We start from the raw sequence: 21,942 nt of genomic DNA, 5'->3' as shown, positions 1-21,942 counted from the left end.
TTTCTTTGTGCAGGCGTCTCCGCTTATTCGACGGTAACGCTCTTGGCGAGGTTGCGGGGCTGGTCGACGTCGGTGCCCTTCAGGACGGCGACGTGGTAGGCCAGCAGCTGCACCGGGATGGCGTAGAGCAGCGGGGCGACCAGCGGGTCGCAGGCCGGCAGCTCCACCGACCAGCGCACCGTGCCGCCCAGCTTGTCGATGCCCTTCCGGTCGGCGATCAGCAGCACCTTGCCCGAGCGCGCGCACACCTCCTGCACGTTCGACACCGTCTTCTCGAACAGCCCGTCCGAGGGCACCAGCACGATCACCGGCACGCTCTCGTCGATCAGCGCGATGGGGCCGTGCTTCAGCTCGCCCGCCGCGTAGCCCTCGGCGTGGATGTAGCTGATCTCCTTCAGCTTCAGCGCCCCCTCCAGGGCCAGCGGGTACATCGCCCCACGCCCCAGGTACAGCACGTCGCGCGCCTCCGCCACCTCCGCCGCCAGCTCGCGCAGCCGCTCGTCGTGCGCCAGCACGTCGGCGGCGCGCGCCGGCACCTCGCGCAGCGCCTGGGCGATCTGCCGCATGCGCTCCGGCGCGATCGCCCCGCGCGCGCGCCCGGTCACCACCGCCAGGCAGGCCAGCGTGGTCAGCTGCGTCGTGAAGGCCTTGGTCGAGGCCACCCCGATCTCCGGCCCGGCCATCGTGTACAGCACCGCGTCGGATTCGCGCGCGATCGTGCTTTCCGGCACGTTCACGATCGACAGGATCTTCTGCCCCTGGCGCTTGCAGTAGCGCAGCGCCTCCAGCGTATCCAGCGTCTCGCCCGACTGGCTGATGAACAGCGCCACGCCGCCCTCCGGCAGCGGCGCCTCGCGGTAGCGGAACTCCGAGGCGATGTCGACCTCGACCGGCAGCCGGGCCAGCGTCTCGAACCAGTATTTCGCCACCACCCCGGCGTAGTAGGCGGTGCCGCAGGCCACGATGGTCAGCTTGCTCGCCTGCGCCAGGTCGACGCTGACCTCCGGCAGGGCGATGCGGCTGGTTTCCGGGTTGATGTAGGCGTTCAGCGTGTCGCCGATCACCTGCGGCTGCTCGTAGATCTCCTTGAGCATGTAGTGCCGGTAGCCGTCCTTGCCGATCAGCGCCCCGGACAGCGCGGTCGTCTTCACCGCGCGCTCCACCACCGCGCCGGATGCCTCGTGGATCACAGCAGCCGCGCGGGTCAGCTCGACCCAGTCGCCGTCCTCCAGGTAGCAGATGCGGTTGGTCAGCGGGGCGAGCGCGAAGGCGTCGGAGGCGAAGTACATCTCGCCCTCGCCATAGCCGACGGCCAGCGGCGTGCCATGGCGGGCGCCGATCAGCAGGTCCTCGCGGCCGGCGAACAGCAGGACCAGCGAGAAGGCGCCGGTGAAGCGCTGGAAGGCGGCGGCGGCCGCCTGGACCGGCTCCAGCCCTTCCTTGTCCAGATAGTAGGTGACGAGGTGGGCGATGACCTCGGTGTCGGTGGCGCTCTCGAAGACGTAGCCGTGGCCGATCAGCTCGTCCTTGAGCTCCTGGTAGTTCTCGATGATGCCGTTGTGCACGACGGCGACGCGGCGGGTGGCGTGCGGGTGGGCGTTGTGCTCGGTCGGGCCGCCGTGGGTGGCCCAGCGGGTGTGGCCGATGCCGATGACCCCGGGCAGCGGCGCCTCGCGCAGCTTGGCGTCGAGGTTGAGCAGCTTGCCCTCGGCGCGGCGGCGCTCGATGCCGCCGTGGACCAGCGTCGCCACGCCCGCGCTGTCGTAGCCGCGGTATTCCAGGCGCCGCAGGCCCTCGACCAGCCGGGGGGCCGCGTCCTGCGTGCCGATGATGCCGATGATGCCGCACATGGACCTGCAACTCCTGAAGTGATGGCCCTGGGGGATGTCGTCGTGGCGCGTCTGGCCGGGGCCAGCTTACGCCTTTTTCGCTTTTTCGGTCTGCTTCCGCTCGCGGAAGCGGCGCGCCCAGCCGGGGTAGGCCTGCTGCCGCCCGCGCGCCACGGCGAGGGCATCGCCCTCCACGTCCGTGGTGACCACACTGCCGGCCGCGACGATGGCGCCGTCGCCGATGGTCACCGGGGCAACCAGCGCGCTGTTGGAGCCGATGAAGGCGCCGGCGCCGATGTCGGTGCGGCTCTTCGTGAAGCCGTCGTAGTTGCAGGTGATGGTGCCGGCCCCGATGTTGGCCTTGGAGCCGACGCGGGCGTCGCCGATGTAGGTCAGGTGGTTGACCTTGGCGCCGGCCTCGATGCGGGCGTTCTTGATCTCGACGAAGTTGCCGATGTGGGCGTCCGGGCCGATCTCCGCCCCCGGGCGCAGGCGGGCGTAGGGGCCGATCTGCGCCCCGGCGTCGACGCGCACCTGCTCCAGGTGGCTGAAAGACTTGATCTCCACGCGGTCGCCCACGGTCACGCCGGGGCCGAACACGACGAAGGGACCCACCACCACGTCACGGCCCAGCCGCGTGTCGACGCTGAAGGTGACGCTGTCCGGATCGGTGAGGGTGGCGCCGTTGTCCATGGCCGCCTTGCGCAGGCGGCGCTGGATGAGCCGTTCCACCTCGGCCAGCTCGGCGCGGGAGTTGACGCCGACGACTTCGGCCGGGGCGGCCTCGACCACCGCGCAGGCCATGCCGTCGCCGCGCGCGATCTGCACGACGTCGGTCAGGTAGAACTCGCCCTTGGCGTTGCTGTTGCCGATGCGATTGATCAGGTCGAACATGCGCGCGCCGTCGAAGGCCATCAGGCCGGCGTTGCACAGCGTGACCGTGCGCTCCTCCTCGCTGGCGTCGAGATACTCGACGATCTTCTCCAGCCCGCCGCGCGTGTTCAGGATCAGGCGGCCGTAGGCGCCGGGATCGTCCGGGCGCATGCCGAGCACGACGACCGCCGGGTCGTTGGCCTGCCGGCGCGCGGCGACCATGGCGCGCAGCGTGTCGGGGGTAACCAGGGGGGTGTCGCCGTAGAGGACCACCACGTCGCCCGAGAAGCCTTCCAGCAGGCCGAAGGCGGCGCGCACGGCGTCGGCGGTGCCGCGCTGCTCGTGCTGGACGGCGGTGGGATAGGGGGCGACCGCGTCGGCCACGTCGTCCATGCCCGGGCCGACCACCACGACCACATGGTCGGGGTCGAGCGCCTTCACCGCCGCCAGCACATGGCCGACCATCGGCCGGCCGGCGACACGGTGCAGGACCTTGGGCAGGTCGGACTTCATCCGGGTGCCCTTGCCGGCGGCAAGGATCACACAGGCGAGCGGGCGGTGGGTCGTCATCGCGCTATCTCTGTTCTTATGGCGGGGTCGTTATGGAGGGCCGGCGGGAAAAGGGGTGCGTCAAATCAAGGGTTGTCCAGTGTCATCCTGTATTGAGTGCCACAGCACCCGGCCCGAGCCCAAGTCAACTTTTGTGTCAAGCTGTCATACGCGGTTCGATCCGGCCTCCCGCAACCGGCCGGCATGGCCTATGGAGCGCGGTCGCCGCCGGAGCGGTGGCGTGCTATCCATAAGGGCATTTGGGCCTCTCGCTTGGACAATTCCATCATGACCTTTCCCTTCTCCGTGGTCGTCTTCGACCTCGACGGCACGCTGGTCGACAGCGCGCCGGACATGACGCGCGTGCTGAACCGGACGCTCGCCCGGTTCGACCGCCCGGCACTGACGGAAGCGCAGGTGCGCACCATGGTCGGCGACGGCTCGGCCAACCTCGTGCGGCAGGCCTTCGCGGCGACCGGCGGCGCACTGGACGACGAAACGGTGCAGCCGGTGCTGCGCCATTACCTGGACACCTACTTCGAGCACGACGAGCCGTCGCGGCTCTATCCCGGCGTGTCGGAAACCCTGCACGCCCTGGCGGAGCGGGGCGTCCGGCTGGGCCTGTGCACCAACAAGCCGGAGCGCATCAGCCGCAAGCTGCTCGGCATGCTGAACCTGTCCGACCTGTTCGGCGCGGTGGCCGGGGGCGACACGCTGCCGGTGAAGAAGCCCGACGGCCGGCATCTGGCCTGGGTGGTGGACGCGCTGGGCGGCGGACCCGCCGCGATGGTGGGCGACAACGGCAACGACGTGAAGGCCGCCCGCGCGGTCGGCATCCCGGTGGTGGCGATGAGCTACGGCTATCCCCGCATGCCGGTGGAGCAGCTCGGCGCCGACATCATCCTCGACCATTTCGCGGAGTTGCCGGCGGCGCTGGAGCGGCTGGCCGGCTGAACGGCCTTTGGAAGGGCGGGGAAGGGCAGGGAATCGGGATCAGCGGAAGCCGGGCCGTAGGTCCCATCCTTGTCATGGTTAACGAGCGATTAACGGTAGCTAACGAAAAGTAAATGTCGTTAGATGGGGCCATCGAATGACGGCGAGCGATGGAGGAACCCGATGGCTCAGATCCTTTCCTTCCCCGGCAAGACCCAGTCCGTCGAAGCCAGCCGCGAAGAGGCCGCCCGCGCGGTTGCGCGCCGCCAACTCGAATCGGCCAGCGCCGATTTCGACCGCATGATGTCCCACCACGCCGAGCTTCAGCGCCAGATGGCCGAGTTCAACAGCCTGTGCGAGCAGGCGATGACCGAGCGCCCGTCGGCCGAAGTGATCTGCTACCCCGCCTTCCGCGCCGAAGAGCGCCGCTACGCCTGAACCGGAGCGGCCCCGCCTTCACGGGGCTGGCCGCGGCTTGTCCGGCGCCGGCTTCTCCGCGGTTTGGGGCACGACGTTGGCGGCCGTCAGGTGAATGACCACCCCGCCGAATCCGCTGTCGGTTTCCAGCCGCACCGGCAGGGGCGGCCCGCCGGGCGTCACCGGGGCGATCCACACGTCAACGGGCGCGCGTTCTTCCTGGGCACCGCCCCGGCGCCAGAAGGACGTCTCCGGCTTGCGGTTGTAGCCGGCGATGGGCGTGTAGGACACGCGGCATTGCCGGGCCGCGCCGGCGAACACCGAATAGCGCGACGCACCCACCATCCGCATTCCTTCGTCCGCGAACTGCATGTCGTAGCGCCGGCGCCCGTCGAAGATGGGCATGCTGCGCTGGCAGCCTTCGCCGCGCATCCCGGCGAGCAGGACCGCGACGACTCCGCTCAGGGGATCCTGCGTGTTCTGGCGCAGTTGTTCGGGCACCGGCTCCCGGTCGTCCTGGTCCGGGGGCGGCGTGACCTCCGTCCGGACGCCGCCCCGGCCGTCGTAGGTCAGCGTGACGTTGCGCGGCTCACCGCGCAGGGTGCTGACCTGGCTGTGCCGCGCCGGCGCCAGACCGTCCGGCCGGACCGCGCCGACGCTGCGCGAATGGGTTTCCCAGGGGAACACCCGGCCCAGAAAGCCTTCCGTGGCCGCATCCACCTGGACGCTGTAGCGGTCCCCGGAAAGCGTCAGGTCCGCCTGCGCGTCGAGCACCGCCACGCCGCCGATGTGGACGCGGTAGGACAGCTGCCAGTGCTGCGCCAGGGCGGGCAGGGGAGCGAAAGCGATCCCGGCAGCCATCAGGGCGGCAACGCCCCCGGCGCAACGGAGTGAGGCGGTTCGTAAGGCGGAGTTCCGTGAGGCGGTCCGGGGGGCGTTCAGGGCGGTCACGGCGGCGATCTCCGGGCTGACGAATTTCTTTCATATTGGTGCGAAACAGGTGCTTGACAGGTCCGGGCCAGCCCTATAGAAACCCGCCTCACCGCAGCGGCGGCAACGACGCGAAAGCGAAACGAGCCAAACGCCGAAACGGTTCGAGACCTCGCACGGATCATTGATCCACCGCAAGGTCTCCCTGGGATGGGCGCATAGCTCAGCGGGAGAGCACACCCTTCACACGGGTGGGGTCGTAGGTTCAATCCCTACTGCGCCCACCATCCCAGCCACCCTATCAAGCAGTTGAACGCGGTGCATCGGTTTGACGCTGGAGCGATCCTGGCGGCCGAACACGTACGCCGCGGTGTTCGATTCTCCGCCGTGCGGCGGATTTGGGTTCGGGCGCGTAGCTCAGCGGGAGAGCATTCGCTTCACACGCGAAGGGTCACAGGTTCAATCCCTGTCGCGCCCACCATTCCAAAATCCGGACCAATGCCTGCCCCAAAGCCCGAAGAGGGGGCGAGGCTTTGCGAATAACACCAATCCCGCGTCACAGTCCCCGCCGTCATGAAAACGGCGCGCGGTGAAAATTCACCGGTCGCGCCGTTTTGCGTCGTCGCCCGATTCCTGTTCAGGGATTGGCGTTCAGGAGTTGGCGTTCAGGGATGTGCGGCGTGGGTGTTGCGGTCGCGCGGGCTGGTGAAGGTCTTGGTAGCTCCGCACAGTTCGATGGCCCGCAGGACGGGGCGTTGCAGCCCGCGGACATGCACCTCGCCACCGAACTGCTCCATCGTCCGCTTCAGGACCATCAGCGCCTGGACGCCGGTGGTGTCGATCGTCGGGACTTCGGTCAGGTCGAGGATCAGATGCTTCGGGCGCATTGCGCCGATGCTGCGAACCATGGCCGAGTAGGACGCCGTCCATTCATAGGTCAGCGCACCGGCCAGCGACAGCGTGGCAACATTTCCGGTCTGCGTCAGACTATGGTCCATGGCACGTCACCCCCAATCTGGCGGGCTCTCGGCGACCGGGAGCCCGAACACCGCGTCGACCTTGTGCGCGCTGCCTGGGAGGCCATGTCTGGCGGCCTTGTCTGGAGCCCACGCGTGCGCGCTGGTCGAGCGCTTTCCTTGGACGGAATTTGTATCGGCACTAAACAAATAGTGATACCTACCCAAACCGCATAGGCCTGCAATCGGGCGATGCGCGTCCCTGCACCTCGAAATTGCATCGTAGGTGTTGCAACAAAATGTTCATATGAGTTCGTTCTGTATTGACGGGACGCTGATAAGGGAAAGATGGTTTTCAGCCTTTGTGGATTCTCAATCCTCGGTGAGTCCAAAGAGGGGTGCGACCGATTGCCTCAGGTCGGCGAGGGAGGCCTCCCGTACGCGTTTCCGGAATGTCTGCTTAAAAAACGCAACCTGCTAAAAATTTGGGCGCCACCGCCTGAACAGCCCGGTGCCGGCCGCGTATCAACACAAAATCATGGTGAAAAAGCCCTGTTCTTTTTGTGGGGAATGGCCGGCCTTTTGATTCAGATCAGCTACAGCACCGGTCCTTTTCGTCTATCGGTACACCCCTTCGATTCGGACCCCTCAACTGGAAGCAGTGACATGGAAGATTCGCGCGTGACCCTCCTCGCCCTCGGCCTGCTGGTCGTGGCGCTCGTCGTGATCCTCGGCTCGGTGGTCTTCTCGCCGTCCACCCTGGTTCTGCTGGCGACGCTCGGCGCTTGGGCGAACCTGACCTATCTGGTGGGCATCACGCTGAAGCGCTGATGGTCGGGCGGGCAGGGGCGGCCATCGGAGCCGGCCCCTGTCCGTAAGTTCGCGGTACAGACTCTTTCCGGCGCGCCCGTGGACTCTCCGACTGGACAGCGCCGGTCCGGCGGTTTATCCCAGCGCCGTTTGCGACGCTGCTGGAGAAAGCGCCATGAGCACCCTGGCCTCCGTTTCGGCCGATAGTCTTCCGGTCGACAGTCTGGCGGCCGATCATCTGGAGATCGTCCGCACGGTCGAGGATCTGCGCGCGCGGGTGTCGGCCTGGCACCGGAAGGGCGAGACCGTGGCGCTGGTGCCAACCATGGGCGCCCTGCACGACGGCCATCTGGCGCTGGTCCGCCGCGCGCGGGAACTGGCGGACCATGTGGTCGCCAGCGTCTTCGTGAATCCGACCCAGTTTGCCCCCCACGAGGATTTCGACCGCTACCCGCGCGACGAGTCGGGGGACGCGGCCAAGCTGGCCTCGGCCGGCTGCAACCTGCTCTACGCCCCGACCGTGCGCGGCATGTACCCGGAGGGCTTCGCCACGGCCATTTCGGTCGGCGGCCCGTCGGAGGGGCTGTGCGGCACCTTCCGGCCGCAGATGTTCGGCGGCGTCGCGCTGGTGGTGACCAAGCTGTTCCTTCAGGCGCAGCCGGACGTAGCCGTGTTCGGCGAGAAGGATTACCAGCAGCTCATGGTCATCCGCCGCTTCACGCGCGACCTGGACATTCCCGTGCGGGTGGAGGGGCTGCCCACGGTGCGCGAGGCCGACGGGCTGGCCCTGTCCTCGCGCAACGCCTACCTGTCCGCCGACGAGCGCGCCCGCGCGCCGGAGCTGAACCGCGCCCTGGTCGAGGCGGCCACGGCCCTGTCGGCTGGCGCCGAATCCGGCGCGGTTCTGGACGCGGCGCGGGCGCGGATCACGGCCGCCGGCTTTGGTTCCATCGACTATGTGGAACTGCGCGACGCCGAAACGCTGGAGCCGGTCAGCCGCGTGGAGCGTCCGGCGCGTCTGCTCGCCGCCGCCTGGCTGGGCAAGGCGCGCCTGATCGACAACGTGCCGGTGCTGCCGGGCTGACCGCTTATTGCCCCGTCGTCCGGAACAAGTCGGCCAGGGCGTCGCGGAGCATGCAGGCGGTCACCGGCTTGTGCAGAACGGCGCAGCCCAGAGCCTTGGCTTCGGCCACCGGGGCGGCGCCGGTTTCGCCGGTCAGCAGGATGGCGCGGACGGGGGCGTCGTACAGGTCCCGCAGGGCGTTCAGGACCGACAGGCCGGTGACGCCGTTGCGCAGCCGGTAATCGGCGATCACCGCGTCCGGCGGACGGGACGAGGTGCTGAGCACCGCGTCGGCCTCCTCCCACGATCCGGCGTCGAGCGTTGCGTAGCCCCATCCCTCGACCATCGCCACCAGCCCGGCGCGGACCAACGCGTCGTCCTCCACCAGCAGAATCAGCCGACCGTCGCCGTCGACGGCGTCGGAAATGGCGGCCGGCTCAGGGCGCGGCGCCGTACCGGTGGCGAGCGGCACGGTCACGACGAACTCCGACCCGACGCCGAAGCGCGACCGCACCTCCACCGGATGGCCGATCAGCCGCGACAGGCGCCGCACGATGGCAAGGCCGAGGCCGAGCCCCTGGTTGCGGTCGCGTTCCGGGTTGCCGAGCTGGGTGAACTCCTGGAAGACGTCTTCCAGCTTGTCCTCGGGAATGCCGATTCCGCTGTCGCGCACGGTGATGGTCACCGCGTCGGCACCGGCCGCGCCGCTGACCTCGACGCCGCCTTCCAACGTGTAGGTCAGGGCGTTCTCGATCAGATTGCGCAGGATGCGGCCCAGCAGATCCGGGTCGCTGTGCACGGCGGCGTCGCACGGGACGAGGCGCCAGTCCAGCCCCTTCGCCGCGGCGCGCGGCGTGTAGATGGCGTTCAACTCGTCCAGCAGGCCGGCGATCTGGAAGTCCACGGGACGGGGCTGCACCGCGCCGGCGTCCAGCTTGGAGATGTCGAGCAGCCGGTCGAGCAGCGTCCGCATGCCCTCCAGGCTCTTGTCCAGGTTGGCCATCATGCGCCGCCCGTGCGCGTCCGTGATCGAGGGGGCGAGCGCCGCGGCGAACAGCACCGCCGATTGCAGGGGCTGGCGCAGGTCGTGGCTGGCGGCGGCGAGGAACTTCGACTTGGACAGGTTGGCGCGCTCCGCCTCCTTTCGGGCGAGCACTTCGGCCTGCATGGCGATGGCCGCGCGCTCGCTGGCTTTGCGGTCGGTCAGGTCGCTGGAGATGCCGAAGAAGCCGACCAGCGCGCCGGCCCCGTTCCTCAACGCGCCGACGTCCAGAAGGACGGCGAAGCGCGACCCGTCCTTGCGGATGTAGGTCCATTCCTGCTCGACCCGGATGCCGCGCCGGGCGCGGGCGACGAACACCTCGACCCCGGGGTCGATGCGCTGGCCCATCTCCCGCGACAGGCGTTCCGCGGCCTGCTCGACCTCCTGGCGGTCATGGAACAACATGGGGGTGGCGCGGCCCACCACCTCCGCGCGGCTGTAGCCCAGCGCCCGTTCGGCGGCCGGGTTCATGTCCAGGATGGTGCCGTGCTCGTCGGTGGCGATGACCAGATGGCCGAGGCTGGCGAAAACGGCGTCCCAGATCGCCCGGCGTCGATCCTGCTCGGTTGCAAGGGTGCCGTGCCAGCTGTCCATCCGCTCCTTCCCCCGTGCGCGCGGCGCGCGCTTGTTCGTTAATCGCCCGTTTACGACGTCGAGCGTGCAGGCCCATGCTGCCCAGACGTGCATTGGCGTGTCCAGCGCAAATTTTCCGGACGGCGGCCGGACGGCGGGGTGAAATGCCGCACCGGATTGGTGCACCGGATTGGTAAGGATCGCAGGCGCGGGCAACCGCCCTATACTTGATCCCGCAGGCGCCCCCGACCGAGAGAGGGCGTGGAAAGACACATGGGAAGGAAGGCACGATGCCATACGATTCTGTGGACACCGCCCGCCGGCTCGGGCTGAAGGATGCCGAGTTGCTGCGCTTCCAATGCTTCATCGACGGGCGCTGGGTCGATGCCGACAGCGGCAAGACGGTGGAGGTCACCAACCCCGCCGACGGCACGGTCCTGGGTGCCGTCCCGATGATGGGCGCCGACGAGACCCGCCGCGCCATTGAGGCCGCCGACCGCGCCTGGCCGGCGTGGCGCGCCAAGACCGCCAAGGAGCGCGCCAAAATCCTGCGCGCTTGGTTCGACCTGATGATGGCCGCGCAGGAGGACCTGGCCCGCATCATGACGGCGGAGCAGGGCAAGCCCCTGGCCGAGGCGCGTGGCGAGGTCGCCTACGCCGCCTCCTTCATCGAATGGTTCGCGGAGGAGGGCAAGCGCGTCTACGGCGACACCATCCCGCAGCATCTGGAAGGCCGCCGCATCGTCGTCGTCAAGGAGCCCATCGGCGTCACCACCGCGATCACGCCCTGGAACTTCCCGGCGGCGATGATCACGCGCAAGGCCGGGCCGGCGCTGGCCGCCGGCTGCCCGATGGTCATCAAGCCGGCGACCGCCACGCCGCTGACCGCGCTCGCCATGGCCGTGCTGGCCGAGCGGGCGGGGGTGCCGGCCGGCATCCTCAGCGTCGTCACCGGCTCCGCCCGCGCCATCGGCGGGGAGATGACGGGCAACCCCATCGTGCGCAAGCTGTCCTTCACCGGCTCCACCGAGATCGGCAAGGAACTGATGGCGCAATGCGCCGGCACCGTGAAGAAGGTGTCGCTGGAGCTGGGCGGCAACGCGCCCTTCATCGTGTTCGACGACGCGGATCTCGACGAGGCGGTGAAGGGCGCCATCGCGTCCAAGTACCGCAACACCGGCCAGACCTGCGTCTGCGCCAACCGCCTGCTGGTGCAGGCCGGCGTCTACGACGCCTTCGCGGCGAAGCTGGCGGAGGCGGTGAAGGCGCTGAAGGTCGGCCCCGGCCTGACCACCGACGGCGCCCAGCAGGGGCCGCTGATCGACATGGCCGCCGTGGAGAAGGTGGAAGAGCACATCCGCGACGCGCTGGACAAGGGCGCGCGGGTGGTGCTGGGCGGCAAGCGCCACGAACTCGGCGGCAGCTTCTTCGAGCCGACGATCCTCGCCGACGTGACCCCGGCCATGAAGGTAGCGCGGGAGGAGACCTTCGGCCCGGTCGCCCCGCTGTTCCGCTTCGACACGGAGGAGGAGGCGGTGCGCATGGCCAACGCGACGGAATTCGGGCTGGCCGCCTACTTCTACAGCCGCGACATCGGCCGCGTCTGGCGGGTGGCGGAGGCGCTGGAATACGGCATCGTCGGCATCAACGAGGGAATCATCTCCACCGAAGTGGCGCCGTTCGGCGGCGTGAAGGAAAGCGGCATCGGGCGCGAGGGCTCCAAATACGGAATGGAGGAGTATTTGGAAATCAAATACTTGTGTATGGGCGGCATCGGTCGCTGATCCCGCGCGCAATCGCGGGGCCGGTCGCGCGGCACGATTTGACCGGTCCCGCGATTTTCCTTACACTGGCGCATCCGTTTATTGCCACGGCCCCGCTTGGGGTGGAAAGGCGGCAAGGTGCGCTTCCTGCGTCAGGGGCCGGATGGGGAGTCGATTTCCCTGGCCCCTCTGTTCATCGCGCTGTTCCTGCTGCTGCTTGCGGCGCTGGGAACCTGGGGCGTCGTCGCGGTGAAGACCGGGCGTACGTCCAGCGAGAGCGACTCCGCGGTTCCGAAGAAGAACTACGCGGCGCTGCCGACCATGACCTTCTCGCTGGGCGGCGGGGACGCCCGCATGGTGGATGTCAAGGTGCTGCTGGAAATCGAACCGACGGCGGACCCCAAGGGCGCCGTGCCCTTCGTGCCGCGCATTGCCGACCAGATGGCCGACCGCCTGCGCCAGATCGAACCGGACCAGTTGTCCGGTGCGGAAGGCGCGAAATTGATGAAGAGCACCCTGACCGCCGTGGTCAACCGCGAGATGAGCGGCATGCGCATCCGCGAGGTGCTGCTGGACCGCATGGTCGTGCGGTGATGAACCTGCTTCCGTTCCCAAACCCCTTCTCCCCTCCGGGGAGAAGGTTGGGATGAGGGGGCGGCCGTAAGGCCGGATGAGTGCTGCCCGCAAAGGCACTGCAATGAGCCGGCATTTCCCTCTCACCCTAACCCTCTCCCCGGAGGGGAGAGGGGATTTGAGGGAGGAAGAGGAAAAGTCCCTTACTCCGCAGCCGCCGCGCGGCGGTCGGCGTCGCGCTGGAGGCGGGCGCGCTTCAGTTCCTCGGCCAGCAGGAAGGCCAGTTCCAGCGACTGGCTGGCGTTCAGGCGCGGGTCGCAGGCGGTGTGATAGCGCTGGGCCAGCTTGTGGTCGGTGATCGCCTGGGCGCCGCCGGTGCACTCCGTCACGTCCTGGCCGGTCAGCTCGAAATGGACGCCGCCGGCGTGGGTGCCTTCGGCCTGATGGACGGCGAAGAAGTTCTTCGCCTCCGCCAGGACCAGCTCCACCGGGCGGGTCTTGTAGCCGCTGGACGACTTGACCGTGTTGCCGTGCATCGGGTCGCACGACCACACCACCACGCGGCCCTCGCGCTGCACCTTGCGGAGCAGGGGCGGGAACTTCTCCGCCACCTTGTCGGCGCCCATGCGGACGATCAGGGTCAGGCGGCCGGCCTCGTTGGTCGGGTTCAGGATGTCGATCAGGCGGATCAGCTCATCCGGGTCGGTGGTCGGGCCGCACTTCAGGCCGATCGGGTTCTTCACGCCGCGCAGGAATTCCACATGCGCGCCGTCCGGCTGGCGGGTGCGGTCGCCGATCCACAGCATGTGGGCCGACACGTCGTACCAGTCGCCGGTGGTGCTGTCGACGCGGGTCATCGCCTGCTCGAACGGCAGCAGCAGCGCCTCGTGGCTGGTGAAGAGCTCCGTCTCGCGGATCTGCGGGGTGGTCGCCGCGGTGATGCCGCAGGCGGCCATGAAGGCCAGCGTCTCGTCCAGCCGGCTGGCGAGTTCGCGGAAATGCTCGCCGGCGGGGGAGCGCTCCACGAAGCCCAGCGTCCACTGGTGCACCTTGTGCAGGTCGGCGTAGCCGCCCTGGGCGAAGGCGCGCAGCAGGTTCAGCGTGGAGGCGGCCTGGTTGTAGGCCTGCATCATGCGCTCCGGGTCCGGAACGCGGGCCTCGGGGGTGAAGTCGAAGCCGTTGATGATGTCGCCGCGGTAGGACGGCAGCTCGACCCCCTCGATCACCTCCGTGTCGGCCGAGCGCGGCTTGGCGAACTGGCCGGCCATGCGGCCGACCTTCACCACCGGGATCGCCGCGCCGAAGGTCAGCACGACGGCCATCTGGAGCAGGACGCGGAAGGTGTCGCGGATGTTGTTCGGGTGGAACTCCGCGAAGCTCTCGGCGCAGTCGCCGCCCTGGAGAAGGAAGGCGTTGCCGTTGGCCGCCGCCGCCAGACTCTCCTTCAACCGGCGCGCCTCGCCCGCGAAGACGAGCGGCGGATAGGAGGCCAGACGCTGCTCGACCGCTTCGACCTTGGACGGGTCCGGATAAACCGGCATCTGCTTTGCCGGTTTCGACCTCCAACTGGCGGGGGACCAACGCTCGACCATGACGCCTGCTCTTTCCATGAAGTAAGGGGTGCCTCCATTAGACCGATCAACGGCCTGGGGGATCAACCCTATAGTCCGAGTCGGGCAATTTTTCCATAGTTTCGGCGGCCTCTCCCGCAATGGACGGTGCGGCATGGCGCCCGAAAAAGCGCGCTGGCGGCGCGGGCGGCACCCGGCCTATACACGGAAGAACACAGGGATTCGGAAGGGTTAACCCGGTGAAAGCATCGCCCCGGAAAACATCGTCCTGGAAGACCGCGGCGTCCGTCTATCTGGACCGCCGCGTGCTGGCCATCCTGTTCCTGGGCTTTTCCGAAGGGCTACCGCTGGCGCTGACCGGATCGACCCTGTCCTTCTGGCTGCGCGAGGGCGGCGTCAGCAAGGAGGCCATCGGGCTGTTCTCGCTGGTCACGCTGCCCTACGCGCTGAAGTTCGCCTGGGCGCCGCTGATCGACCGGCTGCGCCTGCCGGTGATCACGCGGCTGTTCGGGCGGCGGCGCGGCTGGGCCTTGCTGACGCAGGCGTGCCTCGCGCTGGCGCTGCTGGCGCTGGGGAGCACGAACCCGGTGACGGAGCTGTGGTGGACCGCCCTGTTCGCGGTCATCGTCGCCTTCTGCTCGGCCAGCCAGGACATCGTCATCGACGCCTTCCGCGTGGAAAGTCTGGCGGAGGACCAGCAGGGCGCCGGCGCCGGGGCGCTGGTGCTCGGCTACCGCTTCGGCATGCTGGCGGCGGGGGCGGGCGCCATGGTCGTGGCGGAGTTCTTCGGCTGGCACGCCGCCTACACGGTCATGGCCGCGCTCGTCTCCGTCGGCATGGTCACGATCCTGCTGAACCGGGAACCGGCGGTGGCAGCCTCCGCCGAATCCGCGGCACGGGAGAAGCATGTGGCCGACTGGCTGGACGCCCGCCCGCACCTGCACGGCTGGCGGGCGGAGCTGCTGGCGTGGCTCTACGGCGCGGTGGTGGCGCCCTTCGCCCAGTTCATGACGCGCCGCCACTGGGCGATGATCCTGCTGTTCATCGCGACCTACAAGATGGGCGAGGTGATGGCCGGCGTGATGGCCAGCCCCTTCTACGTGGACCTCGGCTTCGCCAAGGCGGAGGTCGCCGCCGTGTCCAAGGTGTTCGGCCTGTGGGCGACCATCGCGGGCGGGGTGATCGGCGGGATCTTCGTCAGCCGCGTCGGCGTGCAGCGCGCGCTGCTGCTGGGCGGCGTGGCGCAGATGCTGTCCAACCTGGGCTATGTGCTGCTGGCCGTCGCCGGTCACGATGTGGCGGCGCTGGCCGTCACGGTGGCGATCGAGAATGTCTGCGCGGGGATCGCGACCTCGGCCTTCGTTGCCTACCTGTCGGGGCTGTGCAACGTGGCCTACACCGCCACGCAATACGCGCTGCTGACCAGCTTCACCAAGCTGGGCGGCGACCTGTTCGGCGCGTCGAGCGGCTTCCTGGCGGCGCGGCTCGACTGGATCAGCTTCTTCCTGGTGGCGACGGCGGCGGGGCTTCCGGCGCTGCTGCTGCTGATGTGGCTGCAAGGCCGGACGCGGGCGCTGAAGCCCGCGTCGGCCGAAACGTAACATATCGGCAAGTGCCGTTCTGTAGGTTGGGTTGAGGCTCCGCCGAAACCCAACGGGCTTGCAAAGGCGGAGGTTGTTGGGTTTCGCTGGCGCTCAACCCAACCTACGGAGTCGCCCTCACTTCACCTTCGTCGTCTTGCCAGCCCCCGGACCGGCGCCGAGGTCGGCGCCCGTCACCGGGTTCACGTCGGTGCGGGACTTCGTGCGCATCGCGACTTTGTTGATGGCTTGCAGCTCTTCCGCGGCGAGACGGACGGTCGGGTTGCCGTCGCCGCCGTTGACCGGGGCCTGCTCGGCGCGGATGTCCACGAACTCCCACTGCTCGCCCTGGTTCCAGGGGCCGCGCGAATCGCCGGGACCCTGGCTCATGTTGTAGTACTTGTCCGTGTATTCGGGGTTGCCCGGCAGCTTGCCCGGCGGGAAGTTGTTCTCAATCGAATAGAGGGCCTTCTCGAACATCTTCTGGTGCGCGACCTCGCGGGTCATCAGGAAGGTCAGCGCGTCCTTCACGCCGGGGTCCGGGGTCAGGTTGATCAGGCGCTCGTAGATGATCTTGGCGCGCGATTCCGCCGCGATGTTGGAGCGCAGGTCGGCCGTCGGCTCGCCGATGCTGTCGATGTAGCCGGCAGTCCAGAGCTGGCCGGCGGAGTTGGTCAGGGCCGGGCCGCCGCCGTAGAGAAGGGCCAGCGTGTGGCTGCCGTTGCCCTGGGCGATGTTGGCGTAAAGCTCGGTCACTTCCTCCGCGCCTTCGGCCAGCTTGCCCTTCACGCCCTTGGTCAGCATGGCGACGATGCTGCCGATTACCTCAAGATGGCTCAATTCCTCGGTCGCAATGTCAATCAGCATGTCCTTGCGCGCGGGATCGTCGTCGGCCAGCCCCTGCGTGAAATAGCGCAGAGCCGCCGCCAGTTCGCCCTGCGGGCCACCGAATTGCTCCAGCATCAGGCTGGCGAGCTTCGGGTCGGGGTCCGAAACGCGCACCGTGTACATCAAATTCTTGTTGTGCATGAACATGCGAAGGAGCCTCCCGCTTCATGATGAAGGGCGGCGGCGCCACCGGTTCTAGCCAGTCCGGTGGCCGGTCCGGTTGCGCGCCGTCGTCCCGTCAACAGGAGCTTTTTTAGAGGCGTTCCAAAAAATCGGAGGCCTTACGCCACCTTTTCCCGCATCAGCACGAACTCCTCGGCGGTGGAGGGGTGCAGCGCGATGGTGCGGTCGAAGTCCTTCTTCGTGGCGCCGCAGTTCAGCGCGATGCCCAGACCCTGCACAATTTCCGGCGCGTCCATGCCCATCATGTGGCAGCCCAGCACGCGCTGGCTCTCGCCGTCCACGATCAGCTTCATCAGCACGCGCTCGTCCCTACCGGACATGGTGTGCTTCATGGGGCGGAACCCGGCCTTGTAGATGTCGACCTTCGGGAATTTGGCCCGCGCCTCCGCCTCCGTTAGGCCGACGGTGCCCAGCGGCGGGATGGAGAAGACGGCGGTCGGGATGTTGGCGTAACTGATGCTGGTCGGGTTGTCGTTGAACACCGTCTCCACGAAGGCGCGGCCTTCGGCGATGGCGACGGGGGTCAGGGCCATGCGGTCGGTGACGTCGCCGACGGCGAAGATATTGTCCACACTGGTGCGCGAATACTCGTCCACGCGGATCGCGCCCGCCTCGTCCAGCGCGACCCCGACCGTCTCCAGCCCCAGGTCGCGCGTGTTCGGCCGGCGGCCCGTGGCGGCCATGACGAGGCCGGCCGAATGCTCCCGCCCCAGATGGTCGGTGACGGTGAAGCCGCCGGGGCCGTTCTCCACTTTCACCGGCTGGGCGCGGGCGACGATGTTGATGCCGCGCTTGCGCATCTCCTGCGCCAGCGCGATGCGGATGTCGTCGTCGAAGCCGTTCAGCAGCTCCTCGCCACGGATCATGATGGTGACCTCGGCGCCGAGGCCACGGAATATGCCCGCGAACTCCACCGCGATGTAGCCGCCGCCGAGGATGATGACGGAGTGGAGCAGGGTGCCCAGCTGCAATGCCTCGTTGGAGGTGACGGCGTGCTCGATGCCCGGAATCTTCGGCAGGGCCGGCCAGCCGCCGGTGGCGATCAGGATGTTTTTGGCGGTGTAGCGCTTGTCACCCACCTCCACCGTGTGGCGGTCGATCAACCGGCCGAAGCCGTGGTGGAGGGTGACGCCCGAGCTTTCCAGCATCTTGATGTAGATGCCGTTCAGCCGGTCGATCTCCTTGTCCTTGCGCCCGATCAGCGTGCCCCAGTCGAAGGCCGGCGTGTGGGAGGACCAGCCGTAGCCGCAGGCGTCCTCGAACGCGTCGCGGAACTGGGCGGCGTAGACCAGCAGCTTTTTCGGCACGCAGCCGCGAATCACGCAGGTGCCGCCGACGCGGCTGCCCTCGCAGATGGCGACCTTGGCGCCCATGGACGCGGCGCGCCGGCTGGCCGCGACACCGCCGGAACCCGCACCGATGGTGAAGAGGTCGTAATCATACTCGGCCACAGCCGTCTCCTTCCGTCCCGCTTTTGGAATCCGCCCGTCCAGAAACTGCTGCTCCGGATCTTATGGGGAGTGTTCAGCATTCCGGACGCCCTGTCGAGGGGCGGCGCCATGAAGGAGAATGTGGGGTGCGTTCAGCGCATGACCATTTCCTGGACCAGCACCTGACGCACCTTCATCGACTGCATTTCCTTGGCGGCCGTCTGCATCACGGCGTCCTTGATGAAGTACGGGCCGTTCTTGCCGCGCAGTTCGGCGGGGTTCACGTCCAGCATGAGGACGTTCATGGCGCTGGCGATGCGCGGGGCGTAGGTGACCACCGTCTTGGGCTGGGCCAGCGGCTCCATCTCCAGCACCACGCGGACGCGCAGCTCGCGCAGGCGGTCGCCGTCGGTCAGGGTGAAGTTCATGGCGGGCAGGGACGCGTAGTTGGCGGCGGGCCGCGTCGTTTCCGGTCCAGGCAGCCCGGCGCGGGCCATGCGGGGCTTCAGCAGGAAGAGGCCGCCGGCGCTCGCCAGGCTCAAGCCGATCACCAGAGCCAGGAGCAGGAGGATGACCTTGCCGCTGATGCGGTCCAGCGACGGGGTCAAGGTCCCCACCCGTGAAATCGCTTGAGCCATGCCGCACCCCTGTCCCGACGGCCCTGTATTCAGGGCGATGTTCTTGGAACCTATAGTGAAGTGCCTGATGGGGTTCGTCAAATGTCGGTATTTTATACTGTAGGATGCGAAGTATTTGTTGGGGCAATCTCTCGCCTGGTTCGCGAGCGCTTTAAATGGGAAACGCTTCGAAATTCGTAATGCATTTTAGGGAAGCTGCCCGATGGGGCGTTCCGGCGCGATCTTGCGGGCTGCGGCGCAACGTCACCGCTTGTTCCGCGTTTACAGGGTTGAAGCCTCTTCCACAGAAGGCTTGGGGCGTATAATGCTGGTTTCTCAATCGGATCGTCGTTCCCGTGGAGGGGACGGCCTCCGGACCGGACCATTGCGAAGGGCAAGAGCGGGGAGACGAGGACAGCGCCATGGACCAGACCAAGAACCGGCCGCCGGCCAGCCATCCCCCCGCCGCGGCGATCACGGAATGGACGGACACCTACTTCAAGCGGACCAAGGATGCGGTCGGCAAGTTCGGCGACAAGAAGGTGACCTACGCCATCTTCATGCGCCGCCCGGTCGTCTGCGCGCCGCGACTCGCCATCGAATGGCTGGAGGCCGTGGCCCGCGAGCGTGGGTTCGATGTGGACATCCAGCTCAACTACCCGGAGGGCAAGTGGGTCGGTGCGGGTGAGCCGATGATGTACATCACCGGGTCCTTCTACCATCTGGTGGACACCGAGACGATCATCCTCCAGAAGCTCGGCCCGGCCTGCGTGGGCGCCTACAACGCCTTCACCATGTGCGCCGACATGCCCAAGACCGCCTTCCTCGCCATGGAGGCGCGCCACTGCGCCGGCACGGAGATGGAGGAGATGATGGCCTACGCCGCTTCCGTCGGGTCCGACCGGGCCAAGCGGAAGGTCGGCGCCAAGGGCTTCATCGGCAACGCCACCGACGCCACCGCCCATTTCTTCGGCCAGAAGAAGGGCATGGGCACCATGCCGCACGCGCTGATCGGCTATGCCGGCTCCACCGTGCGCGCGGCGGAGATGTTCCACGAGACCTTCCCCGACCTGCCGCTGACCGTGCTGGTCGATTACTTTGGCCGCGAGATCACCGACGGGCTGGAGGTTTGCCGCCGCTTCCCCGAGCTGGCCGCGCAGGGCAAGCTGGCCGTGCGGCTCGACACGCCGGGCGGCCGATTCGTGGAGGGGCTGGACCCGCCGGGCTCCTACGCGGTGCTGGAACGCCACGCTCCGCACGCCATCCGCGGCTATCGGGACGAGACGCAGCTGCGCTACCTGATCGGCACCGGCGTGTCGGCGGCGGCCATCCACTACACGCGCGAGAAGCTGGACGAGGCCGGCTTCCCGGCGGTGAAGATCGTCGCCAGCTCCGGCTTCGGCCCGGCCAAGTGCCGCCTGATGGCGGAGGCCAACGCGCCGGTGGACATCATCGGCACCGGCAGCTACCTGCCGGAGCGCTGGACCGAGACCTACGCCACCGCCGACATCATCGAGTACGACGGCGAGAAGCGCGTGAAGGTCGGCCGCGAGTTCCTGTTCCGGAAGTAGCGTGACATGTCCCTCTCCCGGCGGGGCTGGGAGAGGGTTTTCCTTTACCGCGCCAGCACCATCACCAGCCGCTCAACCGGTTCGTTGTTGACGAGGTGGGACTCGACGATCTCGTCGACATCCTCCGGTGTTTCGGGCCGGTACCAGATCCCCTCCGGATAGACCACCATCAGTGGGCCGGCCGAGCAGAAGCCGAGGCAGCCGGTCCAGGCCATACCGACATCCATCAGCCCCTTGGCCTGGATGCGCTGGCTGAGCCGTTCCCACAACGGATGGGCGTTCTTTGCCGCGCAGCTGCCGCGCGGGTGGCCGGGTGGACGCTGCTGGGCGCAGCAGAAGACGTGATGCCGGAACGGCTGGGGCAGGTCGAGGGACATCGGGGACTCCGAATAAGCCGTACTTCGTGTACGGTTATTTCCCTCGGCTTGCTGCGGCGCAACAAAACTATAATTGTTCTAATTCCAGACTAGACGTCCTCCGCCAGCCGGATTCCGGTGAAGGACAGGCGCGTGTCCGGGCGGAGATAGTGGCGCGTGGTCGGGTTGGCATGGTCGAAGGGCGTGACGCAGCTTCCGCCGCGCAGCACCATGCGGTTGATCATGAAGCGGCCGTGCACCGCCTCATCCACCCCGTCGGGCTGGCGATAGCCGGGGTAGGGGGCGAAGGGGCTGCGGGACCATTCCCAGACGTCGCCGAACATCTGCCATGGTCCGTCGCCGTGGCAGGGGCAGGCGCGGGGGTGGCGGTATCCGGTGCCCAGCAGGTTGCCCATGCTGTCGCAGCGCGCGGCGATGGCCTCCCACTCGGCCTCCATGGGCAGGCGCTTGCCGGCCCAGCGGGCGAAGGCGTCGGCCTCGTACCAGCTGAGATGGCAGACGGGTTCGGCCGGGTCGAGCGGGCGCATGCCGTACAGCGTGAAGACCTGCCACGCGCCGTCACGCCATTCCCAATAGAGCGGCGCCTGCCAGCCCTCCGTCTGCACCTTCTCCCAGCCATCGGCCAGCCAGAGCGAGCGGGTGGTGTAGCCGCCTTCCTCGATGAAGGTCAGGTATTCGCCGCAGGACACGGGCTGGGCGGCGAGGCGGTAGGGGGTCAGGTACACGCGGTGGCGCGGCCCTTCGTGGTCGAAACCGGGGCCGGCGTCGGCGCGGCCGATCTCCACGAGCCCGCCCTCATGCTCGATCCAGTTCTGCGGCTGGGGCGGGACAGGGAAAAGCTGCGGAAGCTGTTCGTAGGCGGGGCGCAATGGGTTGGACCAGAAGGCGTGCTTGATGTGGGTCAGCATGCGCTCCTGGTGGCGCCGCTCGTGGGCGATGCCGACCTCGACCCGCTCGGCGACCTCCTGGAGGCCGGACTCGCCGACCTGCTCCAGCAGGTGCAGCACCGCGCCGTTGACGTGGTCGCGGTAGCGCATGACCTCCGCCGCGTTCGGCCGCGACAGCAGCCGCAGCGCGGGGGAGGGCAACTGGTGGCTGCCGAACCGGTCGCCGCGGGCGGCGAACAGTTGCAGGAAGGCCGGGTCGAAGGGGCGGTAGCCGGGGCTGTGCGGTACCAGCACCATGGTCTCGAACAACCACGTCGTGTGGGCGAGATGCCATTTGGCCGGCGCGCCGTCGGCCACGGACTGGACCATCAGATCCTCGGGCGACAGCGGAGCGGCCAGCTCGGCGGTGCGCCCGCGGGTCTTCTGGAAGCGCGTGGACAGCGCCTGACGCAGGGCGTCGCCGGACGGCTGTGCGTGCTTGGCGATGTGGGAGTCGGGCACGGCGAGACCTCCTCACGGGAACGGGT

The 21,942-nt window shown here is 68.1% G+C and carries 19 protein-coding genes and 2 tRNA genes; 10 read left to right on the top strand and 11 right to left on the bottom strand.

Annotated features, from left to right (window positions below; all coding sequences use genetic code 11):
- Positions 1-23: 23 nt before the first annotated feature.
- Together glmS and glmU are read right to left on the bottom strand one after the other, a co-directional pair.
- Positions 24-1,850, bottom strand: coding sequence for a glutamine--fructose-6-phosphate transaminase (isomerizing) (gene glmS / locus ACSVC7_RS16395; protein WP_483508416.1), 1,827 nt, complete (start codon positions 1,848-1,850; stop codon positions 24-26).
- A gap of 66 nt (positions 1,851-1,916) precedes the next feature.
- Positions 1,917-3,272, bottom strand: a complete 1,356-nt coding sequence (gene glmU, locus ACSVC7_RS16390; RefSeq protein ID WP_448203169.1) for a bifunctional UDP-N-acetylglucosamine diphosphorylase/glucosamine-1-phosphate N-acetyltransferase GlmU — start codon at positions 3,270-3,272, stop codon at positions 1,917-1,919.
- 267 nt (positions 3,273-3,539) lie between these two features.
- Here glmU and gph point away from each other — a divergent pair, with 267 nt between their 5' ends.
- Both gph and ACSVC7_RS16380 read left to right on the top strand, forming a co-directional pair.
- Positions 3,540-4,205: a phosphoglycolate phosphatase gene (gene gph, locus ACSVC7_RS16385; protein ID WP_448203168.1), complete on the top strand. Its 666-nt coding sequence runs from the start codon at positions 3,540-3,542 to the stop codon at positions 4,203-4,205.
- A 162-nt stretch (positions 4,206-4,367) separates the two neighbouring features.
- Positions 4,368-4,622 carry a hypothetical protein gene (locus tag ACSVC7_RS16380; protein WP_448203167.1) on the top strand — a complete coding sequence of 85 codons (255 nt, stop codon included), beginning with the start codon at positions 4,368-4,370 and terminating at the stop codon, positions 4,620-4,622.
- Positions 4,623-4,640: 18 nt separating this feature from the next.
- Here ACSVC7_RS16380 and ACSVC7_RS16375 read toward each other — a convergent pair whose 3' ends face one another.
- Entirely contained in the window at positions 4,641-5,462 is an 822-nt protein-coding gene (locus ACSVC7_RS16375; RefSeq protein WP_448203166.1) for a DUF3108 domain-containing protein, read from the bottom strand.
- A 281-nt stretch (positions 5,463-5,743) separates the two neighbouring features.
- Between ACSVC7_RS16375 and ACSVC7_RS16370 the strand changes: the two genes are divergently transcribed.
- Together ACSVC7_RS16370 and ACSVC7_RS16365 are read left to right on the top strand one after the other, a co-directional pair.
- A tRNA-Val gene (locus tag ACSVC7_RS16370) sits at positions 5,744-5,818 on the top strand.
- A 119-nt stretch (positions 5,819-5,937) separates the two neighbouring features.
- A tRNA-Val gene (locus ACSVC7_RS16365) sits at positions 5,938-6,012 on the top strand.
- Between the two features lie 184 nt (positions 6,013-6,196).
- Here the strand turns inward: ACSVC7_RS16365 and ACSVC7_RS16360 are convergent.
- On the bottom strand, positions 6,197-6,529 hold the full coding sequence (locus ACSVC7_RS16360; protein WP_448203165.1) for an STAS domain-containing protein: 333 nt from the start codon (positions 6,527-6,529) through the stop codon (positions 6,197-6,199).
- A 624-nt stretch (positions 6,530-7,153) separates the two neighbouring features.
- Between ACSVC7_RS16360 and ACSVC7_RS16355 the strand changes: the two genes are divergently transcribed.
- Both ACSVC7_RS16355 and panC read left to right on the top strand, forming a co-directional pair.
- The gene (locus ACSVC7_RS16355) at positions 7,154-7,318 is read left to right on the top strand and encodes a sugar tyrosine-protein kinase (RefSeq protein ID WP_448203164.1); all 165 of its coding nucleotides are present in this window, start codon (positions 7,154-7,156) and stop codon (positions 7,316-7,318) included.
- A gap of 154 nt (positions 7,319-7,472) precedes the next feature.
- Complete coding sequence (gene panC, locus ACSVC7_RS16350; RefSeq protein WP_448203163.1) at positions 7,473-8,381, top strand: pantoate--beta-alanine ligase; 909 nt, start codon at positions 7,473-7,475, stop codon at positions 8,379-8,381.
- A gap of 4 nt (positions 8,382-8,385) precedes the next feature.
- On the opposite strand, the gene ACSVC7_RS16345 is transcribed toward panC, so the two are convergent.
- Positions 8,386-9,996: a hybrid sensor histidine kinase/response regulator gene (locus tag ACSVC7_RS16345; RefSeq protein ID WP_448203162.1), complete on the bottom strand. Its 1,611-nt coding sequence runs from the start codon at positions 9,994-9,996 to the stop codon at positions 8,386-8,388.
- A gap of 269 nt (positions 9,997-10,265) precedes the next feature.
- Between ACSVC7_RS16345 and gabD the strand changes: the two genes are divergently transcribed.
- Complete coding sequence (gene gabD, locus ACSVC7_RS16340; RefSeq protein WP_448203161.1) at positions 10,266-11,759, top strand: NADP-dependent succinate-semialdehyde dehydrogenase; 1,494 nt, start codon at positions 10,266-10,268, stop codon at positions 11,757-11,759.
- Between the two features lie 117 nt (positions 11,760-11,876).
- Positions 11,877-12,332: a flagellar basal body-associated FliL family protein gene (locus tag ACSVC7_RS16335; RefSeq protein WP_448203160.1), complete on the top strand. Its 456-nt coding sequence runs from the start codon at positions 11,877-11,879 to the stop codon at positions 12,330-12,332.
- A 182-nt stretch (positions 12,333-12,514) separates the two neighbouring features.
- Here ACSVC7_RS16335 and ACSVC7_RS16330 read toward each other — a convergent pair whose 3' ends face one another.
- Positions 12,515-13,903 (bottom strand): class II 3-deoxy-7-phosphoheptulonate synthase, encoded by a 1,389-nt coding sequence (locus ACSVC7_RS16330; RefSeq protein WP_448203159.1) that lies wholly within the window; start codon positions 13,901-13,903, stop codon positions 12,515-12,517.
- A 218-nt stretch (positions 13,904-14,121) separates the two neighbouring features.
- Between ACSVC7_RS16330 and ACSVC7_RS16325 the strand changes: the two genes are divergently transcribed.
- Positions 14,122-15,483, top strand: coding sequence for an AmpG family muropeptide MFS transporter (locus ACSVC7_RS16325; protein ID WP_448203158.1), 1,362 nt, complete (start codon positions 14,122-14,124; stop codon positions 15,481-15,483).
- Positions 15,484-15,600: 117 nt separating this feature from the next.
- Here ACSVC7_RS16325 and ACSVC7_RS16320 read toward each other — a convergent pair whose 3' ends face one another.
- The 3 genes from ACSVC7_RS16320 to ACSVC7_RS16310 form a co-directional block, all read right to left on the bottom strand.
- On the bottom strand, positions 15,601-16,497 hold the full coding sequence (locus tag ACSVC7_RS16320; RefSeq protein ID WP_448203157.1) for a manganese catalase family protein: 897 nt from the start codon (positions 16,495-16,497) through the stop codon (positions 15,601-15,603).
- A gap of 134 nt (positions 16,498-16,631) precedes the next feature.
- Positions 16,632-17,984 (bottom strand): glutathione-disulfide reductase, encoded by a 1,353-nt coding sequence (gene gor, locus ACSVC7_RS16315; RefSeq protein ID WP_448203156.1) that lies wholly within the window; start codon positions 17,982-17,984, stop codon positions 16,632-16,634.
- A 131-nt stretch (positions 17,985-18,115) separates the two neighbouring features.
- A complete protein-coding gene (locus tag ACSVC7_RS16310; RefSeq protein ID WP_448203155.1) occupies positions 18,116-18,601 on the bottom strand; it encodes a flagellar basal body-associated FliL family protein in 486 nt (161 codons plus the stop codon).
- 401 nt (positions 18,602-19,002) lie between these two features.
- Here ACSVC7_RS16310 and ACSVC7_RS16305 point away from each other — a divergent pair, with 401 nt between their 5' ends.
- On the top strand, positions 19,003-20,151 hold the full coding sequence (locus tag ACSVC7_RS16305) for a nicotinate phosphoribosyltransferase (RefSeq protein WP_448203154.1): 1,149 nt from the start codon (positions 19,003-19,005) through the stop codon (positions 20,149-20,151).
- Between the two features lie 44 nt (positions 20,152-20,195).
- Here the strand turns inward: ACSVC7_RS16305 and ACSVC7_RS16300 are convergent, their stop codons facing one another.
- Together ACSVC7_RS16300 and egtB are read right to left on the bottom strand one after the other, a co-directional pair.
- Entirely contained in the window at positions 20,196-20,528 is a 333-nt protein-coding gene (locus ACSVC7_RS16300; protein ID WP_448203153.1) for a (2Fe-2S) ferredoxin domain-containing protein, read from the bottom strand.
- 89 nt (positions 20,529-20,617) lie between these two features.
- Complete coding sequence (egtB, locus tag ACSVC7_RS16295) at positions 20,618-21,916, bottom strand: ergothioneine biosynthesis protein EgtB (RefSeq protein ID WP_448203152.1); 1,299 nt, start codon at positions 21,914-21,916, stop codon at positions 20,618-20,620.
- Between the last annotated feature and the right edge of the window lie 26 nt (positions 21,917-21,942).

The organism is Azospirillum mesophilum, from assembly GCF_053470405.2.
The sequence above is the reverse complement of the archived record's forward strand: the minus strand, read 5'-3'. Positions and strand labels throughout refer to the sequence as shown.

Excerpts from the sequence above, each read along its gene's own strand:
- glmS (WP_483508416.1), bottom strand. The coding sequence starts at position 1,850 with ATGTGCGGCATCATCGGCATCATCGGCACGCAGGACGCGGCCCCCCGG.
- glmU (WP_448203169.1), bottom strand. The coding sequence starts at position 3,272 with ATGACGACCCACCGCCCGCTCGCCTGTGTGATCCTTGCCGCCGGCAAG.
- gph (WP_448203168.1), top strand. The coding sequence starts at position 3,540 with ATGACCTTTCCCTTCTCCGTGGTCGTCTTCGACCTCGACGGCACGCTG.
- ACSVC7_RS16380 (WP_448203167.1), top strand. The coding sequence starts at position 4,368 with ATGGCTCAGATCCTTTCCTTCCCCGGCAAGACCCAGTCCGTCGAAGCC.
- ACSVC7_RS16375 (WP_448203166.1), bottom strand. The coding sequence starts at position 5,462 with ATGGCTGCCGGGATCGCTTTCGCTCCCCTGCCCGCCCTGGCGCAGCAC.
- ACSVC7_RS16360 (WP_448203165.1), bottom strand. The coding sequence starts at position 6,529 with ATGGACCATAGTCTGACGCAGACCGGAAATGTTGCCACGCTGTCGCTG.
- ACSVC7_RS16355 (WP_448203164.1), top strand. The coding sequence starts at position 7,154 with ATGGAAGATTCGCGCGTGACCCTCCTCGCCCTCGGCCTGCTGGTCGTG.
- panC (WP_448203163.1), top strand. The coding sequence starts at position 7,473 with ATGAGCACCCTGGCCTCCGTTTCGGCCGATAGTCTTCCGGTCGACAGT.
- ACSVC7_RS16345 (WP_448203162.1), bottom strand. The coding sequence starts at position 9,996 with ATGGACAGCTGGCACGGCACCCTTGCAACCGAGCAGGATCGACGCCGG.
- gabD (WP_448203161.1), top strand. The coding sequence starts at position 10,266 with ATGCCATACGATTCTGTGGACACCGCCCGCCGGCTCGGGCTGAAGGAT.
- ACSVC7_RS16330 (WP_448203159.1), bottom strand. The coding sequence starts at position 13,903 with ATGGTCGAGCGTTGGTCCCCCGCCAGTTGGAGGTCGAAACCGGCAAAG.
- ACSVC7_RS16320 (WP_448203157.1), bottom strand. The coding sequence starts at position 16,497 with ATGTTCATGCACAACAAGAATTTGATGTACACGGTGCGCGTTTCGGAC.
- ACSVC7_RS16310 (WP_448203155.1), bottom strand. The coding sequence starts at position 18,601 with ATGGCTCAAGCGATTTCACGGGTGGGGACCTTGACCCCGTCGCTGGAC.
- ACSVC7_RS16305 (WP_448203154.1), top strand. The coding sequence starts at position 19,003 with ATGGACCAGACCAAGAACCGGCCGCCGGCCAGCCATCCCCCCGCCGCG.
- ACSVC7_RS16300 (WP_448203153.1), bottom strand. The coding sequence starts at position 20,528 with ATGTCCCTCGACCTGCCCCAGCCGTTCCGGCATCACGTCTTCTGCTGC.